We start from the raw sequence: 11,545 nt of genomic DNA on the forward strand, positions 1-11,545 counted from the left end.
CGTTTAGCTGGGCGGCCATCAACAAAAAAATGCAGAAAGACACTTCTGCTCGTTTTTATTCTAGTTAAAGAACGATTTCACCCACAGCACCAGACTGTCCCAAAGCTGAGCGAACCACGAGCCCTCTTCTACCGCTTGGCTGCTGACCAAGGGATAACTCGCCACGGTACTGTCATCGCTTTTCCAAACGACCTTACCAATCTCATCTCCTTGCGCGATCGGCGCAATCAACGGTTCATTTAACACCACACTCTTATCAAGCCCAGCCGTCATTGAACGAGGCAGAGTGAGATAGGCATCTTTAGCAAAGATCGCCTCAACTTGATTAGCATTTCCCTTCCAAACGCGAACTTTAGACTCAACTTCCCCCTGTTTAGCAACTTGCTTGGTGTCATAAAAGCGAAAACCATAGCTGAGTAGATTCTTCGATTGGCTGATCCGAGCCTGTTTACTTGGCGTACCCATCACCACCGAGATAAGGCGCATTCTTCCTTCTTTGGCCGAGCTCACCAAGCTGTATCCGGCATTGCTGGTGTAGCCGGTTTTTCCCCCGTCGACATCAATGGAATTGTCCCACAACAACTTATTGCGGTTGTACTGCGTAATGTCGTTCCACTTGAAGACTTTCTCACTGTATAGCGCGTACACATCAGGAACATCGCTGATGATCGACTGCATGAGTCTTGCCATATCGGTTGGTGAGGTTTGGATGCCATCACTATCAAGACCATGGGAGTTCACAAAATAGGTGTCTTGCAGTCCTAATTTCTCCGCCCAACCATTCATCAAGGCAACAAAGCCGCGTTCACTGCCTGCAACATGCTCAGCCAGTGCAACGCACGCGTCATTTCCTGATTGGATGATCACGCCGCGCATTAAGTTCGCAACACTAATTTCATCTTTCGGTTTGATGAACATTTTAGAAGAACCGGGAAACTTGGCCGACCACGCGTTTTCGCTCACGGTGACAACATCATCCCATTTCAAACGCCCCGCTTTGATTTCTTGTCCAACTACATAAGCGGTCATCAACTTGGTTAAACTCGCCGGAGCAAGGCCTGCTCGCCCGTTATACTCGGCAATAATGGCACCGGATTGAAAGTCCATTAATACGTAGCCTTTTGCCTGTAACTGAGGTGGGTTGGGCGTAACAACGGCAAAAGTAGGTACGCTTATTAAACAAGTCACAATTGTCCATCGAGCCAGTGACACTTTCATCCGACTTCCTCCATGCTCTTACTTTGTCGCAACTCTATTGAGCATAGCTCACTCAACCAGTTGCACCAGTCGCTAATCGTTTCATTTTCTTGAACTTACATTGATTTGACCAAGGTATAGAACTGAAGAGGCAATTGGGAAATAGCGTTGGTTCTTCGCGCCATTCGCAGTAAAGTAGCGCTACCCCTCAATAAGGAAATAAAGATAACAATGAACGCTCAATCATTTATCGACGCAGGATTGCATTACACTCCCCACAGTTTTACCGTTCCTCTGGATTACCAAGACGCAAGCAAAGGCACCATTAGAGTCTTCGCCCGTTCGGTTTGCCTAGTTGGCGATGAAGAATCGACCAAACCTTGGTTGGTTTACTTTCAGGGCGGGCCTGGCTTTCCCTCTCCACGTCAAAACGGCAATAATGACTGGGTAAAACGCGCCCTGCAAGAGTACCGAGTTTTGCTTCTCGACCAGCGCGGTACGGGCAATAGTTCGGTGATTAATCATCAGACTCTGGCTCATTTCACACCGCAGCAACAAGCAGACTACTTGAGCCACTTCCGCGCAGACAACATTGTTCGTGATGCGGAATACATTCGTGAGCAATTTGGCGTCGAAAAATGGGCGATCTTAGGTCAAAGCTTTGGTGGGTTTTGCTCCCTCACCTATTTGTCTTTGTTCCCAGACAGCTTGCTACAAAGCTACATCACAGGTGGCGTGCCATCAGTCTCGCGTCATGCCGACGATGTGTATGAAGCCACCTTCAAACGCACCATGGAGAAAAACCAAGCGTTCTTCCAACAATTTCCAAGTGCGCAACAACTTTGCCAAAACATTGCGAATCACTTGCTGGAAAATGAAGAGTACCTACCAAATGGTCAACGCTTCACGGTGGAGCAATTTCAACAAATCGGCATCAACTTTGGTGTGAGTGATACTTTCTTGCAGACTTACTATTGGCTAGAAAGCGCGTTGATTGAAGTGGACGGCAAACCACAACTTCGCTATGAGTTCTTGAACGATATGTTGGCGCAGCAAAACTTCCAAACCAACCCGATCTACGCCATTTTGCATGAATCGATATACTGCCAAGGCTTTGCGTCGAATTGGAGTGCGCACCGTGTTCGCCAAACCCGACCAGAGTTTAATTATGAACCTGGCCAGCCATTTTACTTTACGGGGGAAATGGTCTTCCCGTGGATGTTCGACCAATACGTCAACCTCAAACCACTAAAAGACGCCGCAGAAATATTAGCCGCGAAAGAAGATTGGGCTGCGCTGTACGATCAAACACAATTGGCTCAAAACAAAGTGCCTGTCAGTTGCGCCGTTTACGCCGATGATATGTTTGTTGAAATGGATATCAGCCGAGAGACGCTCGCGTTTATACCAAACTCAAAAGCGTGGATCACCAATGAGTACGAGCACAACGGTTTACGTGCCGACGGTAAACGTATTCTCGACAGGCTCATTGCCATGGGAAAACAGACCGCAGCTACGTTGAAATAAGCACGGCAGACGTTAGAAAAACGCCTTTTCAGTATGTGGTGAAAAGGCGTTTTATAGCGGTTTATGAACAATGGCGATCAGTCATTCACTCTTTGTCCCTAAACCTTTATCCCTCACCACCTCATGTATAAAACTGCGACATGTCCTTTCCTTGTCAATGACTCCGGTGATTATTTGGTGCTTCTTGCGCCTAACTTTTTTGAAGGGCCTAAAACAGAATAACAGCATAAATTTAAGCCAAAAGTATCGGCTCCAACCTACCTAACTCACTATAATTAATGCTTATAATTTGAACACATAGCGGCTTCACCTGCGGACATGCTCCCCCTATCAAAGACCGCCAGGCCCCGCCTACTCATAATATCCGTATAATTTGTCCGTATTTCCGACTAGTTTAGTCAGGTATACTTCGTGCCGCTAAAATTTTAAGGTCGTTGACCACCTGTATTTTTAAAGGAAACCTCATGAGTCAGTATGTAGTTTGTGCGCTGTACAAGTTTGTTGAGCTGAATAACTATCAAGAGCTACGCGAGCCATTACTTGCGTTGATGGAAAAACACCATATTCGCGGAACATTACTACTGGCAAGTGAAGGTATCAACGGTACTGTTGCATCTGATCGTGCAGGTATTGATACGCTACTGGAGTGGCTAAACAACGAACCTCGTTTGACTAGCACCGTATACAAAGAGTCGTATTCTGAGACCCAGCCATTCAATCGCACCAAAGTGAAACTGAAAAAAGAGATCGTAACATTAGGTGTTGAAGGTATAGACCCTCGCCACGTAGTGGGTACTTACGTGAAACCTCAAGAGTGGAACGATCTTATTGCTGATCCTGAAGTGTTTGTTGTCGATACACGTAATGATTACGAAATCGAGATCGGGACATTCAAAGGCGCTGTAAACCCAAATACTGAAACCTTTCGTGAATTCCCAGACTATGTAAAAGAAAACATGGACCCGGCAAAACACAAGAAAGTTGCGATGTTCTGTACCGGTGGTATCCGCTGCGAAAAATCAACGGCTTACATGAAAGAACAGGGCTTTGATGAGGTCTACCACCTAGAAGGCGGCATTCTTAAATATCTTGAAGAAGTTCCTCAAGAAGAGAGCATGTGGGAAGGCGATTGTTACGTATTTGACGGTCGTGTTGCAGTGAACCACCAGCTAGAAAAAGCAGATTACGATTTATGTAACGCTTGTCGTCTACCGATCACTGAAGAAGACAAACAGTCAGAATTGTTCGAGCAAGGCGTGAGCTGTCCAAAATGTCACGGCACACACTCAGAAGAACAAATTGCTCGATTCCGCGAGCGTGAAAAACAAGTTGTTCTTGCAGAGCAGCGAGGCGAGCAGCATGTTGGTGGTGAAAGTGCCAAGCAAAGAGAAGCCCGACGTGCCGCTAAGTACGCGCAAAAAGAAGCGCAGCGTAAACAAGACTAAGCCTAACTCTCCTTATATTTAGCGAGCTGCCGTAAGGTGGCTCGCTTTTACTGCGCACCAATACTCTTTCAATACAATTTTGTATCCCTCACCAATACCTCTAGTTGATTGTCTCTTTTGCCTTCGGGTAGCCCCACCATTTCATCATAAGCACTTTGATGCACTAGAACCTGCTTATTTGCTTTGATATTCCTGCACTTCTTTTGCATCTCGATCAGGGAATGAGCCCTCAAAAAGATACCGTTGTCATCAGTGATAAATTGCGCTTCTCCATCAATCACAACAGATGCCTGATACAATGCGAGATCAAGCGAATGAATGACCAATTTGTCCACATAGAAGTATTTTTGTAACTTACTCAATGCTATTGCCATGTGTCACCTCCCTAAAAGTTATGTCTACGTTTTGTGGAATAAAACCGATCATTGGATGAGATTTCTTCGGTTTACTTGCGTACAACATCGGAAACAAAGAGGATTCCGATGCAAACAATCAATGTCGTGTGGTTAAAGCGAGATTTAAGGCTGACTGACCATCAACCACTAACTCAAGCATTATCAACAAAGCACCCAACTGTGCTTTTGTATATTGTTGAACCATTGCTATTGAACAACCCACACTATTCTGAGCGCCACTGGCGATTTGTTTGGCAATCACTGCAAGACATGGATGAAACGCTCAAAGCGTATGGGCATCGAATCACGGTGCTGTTTGACGATGCCTTAGCATGTTTCCAATCAATTCAAGCGCAATATCAAATCAACGCTGTTTTTTCTCACCAAGAAATAGGACTCAACTGCACCTTTGAACGAGACCGACAAGTTGCCGCTTGGCTGTATGAGCAGAACATCGACTGGTTTGAATTCGAACACGGTGCTGTAATCAGAGGTGCAATAAACCGGCAAGGTTGGGACAAACATTGGGACTCTGTCATGAGAGCCTCAATAAGCCCTATTGAGCTCCAAACCGACTTATTGCATTCATTGGATGCAGAAGCTCTCGGCTGTTCGTTTTCGCCACCATCATCCTGGCTATCAAAATGCAAAGGAATGCAAACGGGAGGAAGCCGGCTCGCTTGGAAAACACTAGAGGACTTTTTCCATCGTCGAGGTCGTGATTACTATCGAAGCATTTCTAGTCCCACAGCCTCACGCACAGCCTGTACTCGACTTTCTCCATATCTCGCTTGGGGTAACATATCTTTGCGTGAAGTGTATCAATACCTTTTGAAACACTGGCAAGTCGCTGGGTTTCGTCGCAGCTTAATTGCATTGTCTTCACGGCTTCATTGGCACTGTCACTTCATCCAAAAATTCGAATCGGAATACGACATGGAGTTTTACTGCGTTAATCGGGCTTACGAACCATTGATTAAACAAAGTAGTACTTTCGATGAAGAAAAGTTAGCAGCATGGAAATCCGGGCATACTGGCGTACCTTTGATTGATGCCTGCATGCGCTGTTTGCACCACACTGGTTACATTAACTTTCGCATGCGTGCCATGCTGGTTAGCTTTCTTACTCACCACATGAACATGGATTGGCGAGTAGGTGTAACGCATTTAGCGCAACTGTTTCTCGACTTTGAGCCTGGAATTCATTACCCACAATTCCAAATGCAAGCAGGAGTAACCGGGACTAACACAATCCGTATTTATAATCCGATCAAGCAAGCCCAAGAACATGATCCTAACGGTACGTTCATCTACAAGTGGGTACCTGAGTTACAAATGGTTCCTCCCCCTCTTTTATTCGAGCCCTGGACAATGACCCAGATGGAAGCTGTCATGTATCAATTGCAGCCAGATAGCCGTTACCTTGCACCTATTATCGCACCAGACAATGCAGCTAAGGCAGCAAGAGAGCGCTTATGGACGTGGCGGAAACGAGCCGATGTGAAACAAGAAGGCAGACGAATTCTTGCGCGACATGTTAGACCCTCAAAAGAAAGTAGGACGCGATGATCATCTTTCAATCACGATGCGTACAAATGCAAACACACTCCAGGGAACCCGTTGTACCCTCAACTAGTAAGGAACACATTATGTTCAAACGTATCTTAGTTATCGCGGCGACACTGATGGCGACATTATCTTTTATGCTTCCCGTTCAGGCTCATGAGCATGGCATGATGAAAGCCGATATTGTCGACGTTGCCGCTGAAAATGGCTCTTTCAATACGCTTGTTGCTGCGGTGAAAGCAGCGGGCCTGGTTGACACTCTCAAAGGGGAAGGCCCATTTACTGTTTTTGCACCAACGGATGACGCTTTTGCAAAACTGCCAGACGGCACAGTCGACATGCTCTTAATGCCGGAAAACAAAGACAAGTTAGTATCTGTTTTGACTTATCACGTCGTCCCAGGGAAAGTGATGGCTGCCGATGTTGTTAAGCTAGACAAAGCGACTACGGTTCAGGGGCAAGATGTGATGATTAAAACCATGGGCGATAAAGTCATGGTTAACGATGCAAATGTCATCGCAACCGATGTGAAAGCTAAAAACGGTGTCATTCACGTGATTGATACTGTCATAATGCCGAAATAACACCATCCAGAGGGCGGTACACTCCGCCCTTTAGACAGAACTTCTTCCACCATTAGCACGATTCCTCTCCATTTATCCCCAACAAACCTCCACTCATTCTCCATGATTATTAATAAGATAAAAACAAAATTAAAATCAATATCTTGCAATACGATACTGCATAATATTGACGAGGTTAAGATATCGTTATCTTTCAATTTGAGAACAGGATTCCATGTCAGTGACGTTTACTTTTCCACATGTAAATTCTTAAGCTAAATTTTGGCTGCTCAATCACATTTCGGCAAACCATTCGAAAGGGTGGGACGCAAAGCTTCCGGTCTGTCAGCATTTAAAAATCTAAAAGAATGCTCATGATAGCGGGGTTACCATGACTCAGTGTTACAGAAGTCCAATTTCTGTAGCGTTGCTTTATGCTCAGCATGCGCCGGGGTGTGACATTAGTTTGTCAGTCATAACAGAGGACATGTGATGAAATCATTTCCAACCAAATCCGTACTCGCGTTAGCACTTGCAAGCATTAGCTCAGGTGCTGCGGCTCACGGTTATGTATCAGAAACCAATGGTGGTGTCGCTGCAAGTCGCTCGGCACTATGTAAGTATCCATCGCCAGATACTAACGAAAAAAATAATAACTGCGGTGCGATTCAATATGAACCGCAAAGCGTTGAAGGCCCTGATGGCTTTCCCGAAACAGGGCCTCGCGATGGTAAAATAGCGAGTGCCGAAACCGCTTTAGCAGCTGCCCTTGATGAGCAAACTGCCGACCGTTGGGTAAAACGCCCTATTCAAGCAGGTACACAAACTTTTGAATGGACATTTACCGCTAACCACGTGACGCGCGACTGGAAATATTACATCACCAAGCCTGATTGGAACCCAAACGCTTCACTATCACGAGACTCTTTTGATCTAACTCCTTTCTGTGTCGTCGACGGCAATATGGTTCAACCCCCGAAACAGGTAAGCCATCAATGTAATGTGCCTACTCGCGAGGGATACCATGTCATCCTGGCAGTATGGGATGTTGGCGACACTGCAGCCTCATTTTATAACGTGATCGATGTGAAATTTGATGGTGGCAGTCCCGTTATTCCAGATTGGAAGCAAGGCGGTCAAATTATTCCTACAATGGATTTAAATATTGGGGATTCGGTTTATACACGCGTATTTGATCAAGCAGGTGAAAACGTGGCGTATAGAACTGAACTAGAAATTACCGATGCAGCAATGGGCCAAGCGAAAAACTGGTCTTACGCACTCGCGACTAAGCTAAACCAAGAACAAGCAAAACTGCAAGCCGGGCAGTATGCAGAGGATAAATTCACTCCTGTTTATGGTACTAATCCGGTGTATCTGCAAGCAAATAGCGGCCTTGAGCGAGTAGAGATCGGCTATAACATTGAAACTCCTGTTCCAGAATACTCACTCACAGTAGATGGCTTAGCAGACGAGTATATCATTGAGTCAACACCGACAACGTTGGATCTGACACTAACTGCTGAAGGCGATTTAAATGCAGAACTCACCGTTTACAATCACCATCGCGAACCACTTGCAAGTTGGGCAAACGAAATGAAAGACGGCTCGGTAGAGGCGATATCGCTCGCTTTAAGTAAATCGGAGCCGGGTCACCATATGCTCGTAACACGTATTAAGGATAAAGATGGCAACTTGGTGGATCAGCAAACACTCGACTTTCACTTAAAAGAAGAGTCAGTTACTCCACCACCATCTGATGAGTACGATTTTGTCTTCCCTGAAGGACTATCTAGCTACACGGCGGGCACAAAAGTGCTTGCCAGCGACGGGGGCATTTATCAATGTAAACCTTTCCCATACTCTGGTTACTGTATGCAGTGGAAAGAAAGCGCAAACCATTACGAGCCTGGAATAGGTTCACACTGGGAGATGGCTTGGGATAAAGTCAACTAAATCACCCTTTGAACGTTATGCAAAAGAGTCTCACTATGAGGCTCTTTTATAATCAAACGCAAAAATGACAATTTTCCCGGTCTAAACCATGAACACCAGATAAACTAGTGAGATGCGCTCGCCCCTCAATCAGCCCCATTTCATACCCTTCTAGTAAAACGGATTGTCGCATTGATAAGCGCTGAACATGAAAATTATCTGGTGGGGCAATCACCCTAACATGTGTTCCTGGTGGAGGGTTACGAATAAACTCTAATGATTGATTATAGTTATCTGCACGTCTTAACATCGCATCCGCCATTTTGGGGTGCTCCGCAAAAAGTTTCTTCATCAGCCATGTGGTCTTAACTGGCTTTTTGGCATAATTCAGTGGGTGAGAGAGTACTACGGTTATGTCGCGAGCCCCTCGACGATAAGCCTCACGCACTGGGATAGAATCAGCGACCCCACCATCGGTATAACAACCGCCAGAAAAACAAGGGGTATGCTTGTAGGCAATCGGTAATGCTGTTGTCGCTTCAATCGCATGGTGAAAATTATCACGTGTCACGCGGTAATAATCTGCCTGCCCTGTATCTACATTTGTTGTCGCTGCGAGAAAAGGAACGCCATTAAACAGTTTATTTTCATCGACGGGATACAAGCGATTAGATTCTTCAAACAGCCACTTCACATCGATGAGGTCCCCACCTTTAACGAAGCGAGTCGGGTCAAAAAAGCGTTTGCTTGTGGCCAGCTTAGTAATGACGTTAATACTGCGATGCGGGTAGTCGGTCAAATACCCAATCAAATTTGATGCACCAGCAGATACACCGATTGCAAAATCAAACGGTTTATAACTCTGCTCTAAAAACGCATCTAACACTCCGCTTGCGAAGACGCCTCGCATCGCGCCACCTTCTACTACAATTGCTTTTGTTGCCATATTTCCCCCATTCTCCTTGCCAAAAGAGTAATGAAATTCGTGCAATCACAACAATTGAATATTCTTATTATTGAAATAGGTGAAGTCTATTTATTTCTCTCTTAGAAAATGAAAACTAAAGTTCAAAAAATCCGTACCCGTTAGAAATGTAATTGCGGGCTTAACCAAGGTGGCAAGGTCTAAGAGAAATCTAGGAGAAAACCGTTTTATAGGCTTCGCCCGCGCCATCAATGAACATTTGAGTACCAATAACCGCTAGAATTAAGCCCATCATTTTAGTCACAACATTTAGAGCACTTGGTCCAACCGCTTTGACCAATTTGTCTCCAAATAAAAACAGTACATAGGTGATCACACAGAGGACAGCGAAAGAAACGATAGTAATAATGGTTTGATCGAAACCACCCGCTGTCGCAAAGTTCATCGCGGTAGCAATCGTTCCAGGCCCAGCTAATATTGGCATCGCCAGTGGAGACACTGCAATACTCAATGCCGCCCGTTGCTGAGCTGGTGAATACGCCTTCTCTTTGGTTTTCTGATGCGTCGAATCACCTTGAAGCATGTTAAAACCTATCAAAAACACCAAAATACCGCCTGTTATTCGCAATGCATAAAGCGTGATACCAAACAAATCAAAAATTAACTTACCGGCAATAGAAAATATCGCGATGATAATAAATGCAATAAAAACCGAGCGGAGCGCAATGGAACGGATGGTTTCTTTATCTTCATCAGCAGTTAAACTCAAAAAGATGGGAATATTGGCGATAGGGTTCATGATGGCAAAGAAGCCCATAAACACCGTAACTGTATGAACAATGAGTTCTTTCATATTTTCCACTGCATTTAAATTATTGATTCTAAAAACAGTATATACGCTCTCAAACAGAACGAGTGGTGTATTCTCGATTCGTCTTCACACTTATGCACCAAGCATTGTTTTTCTTTTGAGATAGTTTACCGACTCATCAAATGTCGCTAAGGTGAGTCTTCAGCCTTTACACGTAACAGGGGATGTTAAGTCACCATGAACAGCACGATTCAAACAATTCTCAATCACCGCTCAATTCGAAAATTCACCTCACAACCGATTGAGGGCGAACAATTAGATGCCATTCTTCAAGCCGGCCTTGCGGCGTCCTCATCAAGCATGTTGCAAGTCGTTTCAATTATCCGCGTGACCGACAAAGAAAAACGTACACTATTAGCTCAATATGCCGGAAATCAAGGGTACGTTGAAAGCGCGGCTGAGTTTTTGGTGTTTTGTATTGATTACCAGCGCCATGCCAGTATCAACCCAGATGTTCAAGCTGATTTTACCGAGTTAACGCTAATAGGCGCTGTAGACTCGGGGATCATGGCACAAAATTGCTTGCTTGCGGCGGAGTCGATGGGACTAGGAGGCGTGTATATTGGTGGTTTACGAAACAATGCCCCAAAAGTAGACGAATTATTAGGTTTACCTAAAAATACCGCCATTTTATTTGGTATGTGTCTTGGTCATCCAGATCAAGCCCCTGAAGTAAAACCTCGCCTACCTAAGCATGTCGTGGTGCATGAGAATCAGTATCAAGACCTAAACTTGGATGATATTCAGACGTATGACCAAACCATGCAAAACTACTATGCAAACCGTTCGAGCAATCAAAAACAGAGTACTTGGTCGCAAGAAGTCACCAGTAAACTGGCTGGCGAATCACGTCCGCATATCCTTCCGTATTTGAATGGGAAGGGGTTAGCGAAGAAGTGACCATGTCGAAAGACAACAAAACAAAAAGAGACATGAGTCACATTTTTAATAATCCTATTTAATACAACGAGATAATTAGTCGGTGGACTTTCTTGGTTGTATTTTAGAAAGAAAACACTACATATAGAGCTAATAAACAAAATTTGAGCTAATTGAACAAGTTTTTTATCCGCAATATGAAATCTTGTAAGTGAAAACATAAAAATACGATATTTATTTGG

10 protein-coding genes and 1 riboswitch are annotated in these 11,545 nt (G+C 44.7%); of the genes, 6 read left to right on the top strand and 4 right to left on the bottom strand.

Going from position 1 to position 11,545, the window contains the following annotated elements:
- Window positions 1-60 precede the first annotated feature (60 nt).
- A complete protein-coding gene (locus R7E38_RS00795; protein WP_104976414.1) occupies window positions 61-1,218 on the bottom strand; it encodes a D-alanyl-D-alanine carboxypeptidase family protein in 1,158 nt (385 codons plus the stop codon).
- Window positions 1,219-1,428: 210 nt separating this feature from the next.
- Between R7E38_RS00795 and R7E38_RS00800 the strand changes: the two genes are divergently transcribed.
- Window positions 1,429-2,724: an alpha/beta fold hydrolase gene (locus R7E38_RS00800; RefSeq protein ID WP_226082752.1), complete on the top strand. Its 1,296-nt coding sequence runs from the start codon at window positions 1,429-1,431 to the stop codon at window positions 2,722-2,724.
- A 464-nt stretch (window positions 2,725-3,188) separates the two neighbouring features.
- Complete coding sequence (locus R7E38_RS00805) at window positions 3,189-4,169, top strand: rhodanese-related sulfurtransferase (RefSeq protein ID WP_226082751.1); 981 nt, start codon at window positions 3,189-3,191, stop codon at window positions 4,167-4,169.
- Window positions 4,170-4,237: 68 nt separating this feature from the next.
- Here R7E38_RS00805 and R7E38_RS00810 read toward each other — a convergent pair whose 3' ends face one another.
- Window positions 4,238-4,543: a DUF6482 family protein gene (locus tag R7E38_RS00810; protein WP_017634442.1), complete on the bottom strand. Its 306-nt coding sequence runs from the start codon at window positions 4,541-4,543 to the stop codon at window positions 4,238-4,240.
- Window positions 4,544-4,651: 108 nt separating this feature from the next.
- On the opposite strand from R7E38_RS00810, the gene R7E38_RS00815 reads away from it, so the two are divergent.
- The 3 genes from R7E38_RS00815 (at window position 4,652) to gbpA (ending at window position 8,649) form a co-directional block, all read left to right on the top strand.
- Window positions 4,652-6,133, top strand: coding sequence for a cryptochrome/deoxyribodipyrimidine photo-lyase family protein (locus tag R7E38_RS00815; RefSeq protein WP_225477312.1), 1,482 nt, complete (start codon window positions 4,652-4,654; stop codon window positions 6,131-6,133).
- A gap of 80 nt (window positions 6,134-6,213) precedes the next feature.
- A complete protein-coding gene (locus R7E38_RS00820) occupies window positions 6,214-6,714 on the top strand; it encodes a fasciclin domain-containing protein (protein ID WP_005374896.1) in 501 nt (166 codons plus the stop codon).
- A 272-nt stretch (window positions 6,715-6,986) separates the two neighbouring features.
- A riboswitch (cyclic di-GMP riboswitch) is annotated at window positions 6,987-7,087 on the top strand.
- 98 nt (window positions 7,088-7,185) lie between these two features.
- Window positions 7,186-8,649: an N-acetylglucosamine-binding protein GbpA gene (gbpA, locus tag R7E38_RS00825; RefSeq protein WP_017634444.1), complete on the top strand. Its 1,464-nt coding sequence runs from the start codon at window positions 7,186-7,188 to the stop codon at window positions 8,647-8,649.
- Window positions 8,650-8,701: 52 nt separating this feature from the next.
- Here gbpA and R7E38_RS00830 read toward each other — a convergent pair whose 3' ends face one another.
- Together R7E38_RS00830 and R7E38_RS00835 are read right to left on the bottom strand one after the other, a co-directional pair.
- Window positions 8,702-9,574, bottom strand: coding sequence for a patatin family protein (locus R7E38_RS00830; protein WP_017634445.1), 873 nt, complete (start codon window positions 9,572-9,574; stop codon window positions 8,702-8,704).
- Window positions 9,575-9,764: 190 nt separating this feature from the next.
- Window positions 9,765-10,406, bottom strand: a complete 642-nt coding sequence (locus tag R7E38_RS00835) for a MarC family protein (RefSeq protein ID WP_005374889.1) — start codon at window positions 10,404-10,406, stop codon at window positions 9,765-9,767.
- Window positions 10,407-10,601: 195 nt separating this feature from the next.
- On the opposite strand from R7E38_RS00835, the gene nfsA reads away from it, so the two are divergent.
- A complete protein-coding gene (gene nfsA / locus R7E38_RS00840) occupies window positions 10,602-11,324 on the top strand; it encodes an oxygen-insensitive NADPH nitroreductase (protein ID WP_262663944.1) in 723 nt (240 codons plus the stop codon).
- Window positions 11,325-11,545 lie beyond the last annotated feature (221 nt).

Source organism: Vibrio sp. Vb2131, assembly GCF_033338535.1.
Lineage (GTDB): Bacteria > Pseudomonadota > Gammaproteobacteria > Enterobacterales > Vibrionaceae > Vibrio > Vibrio alginolyticus.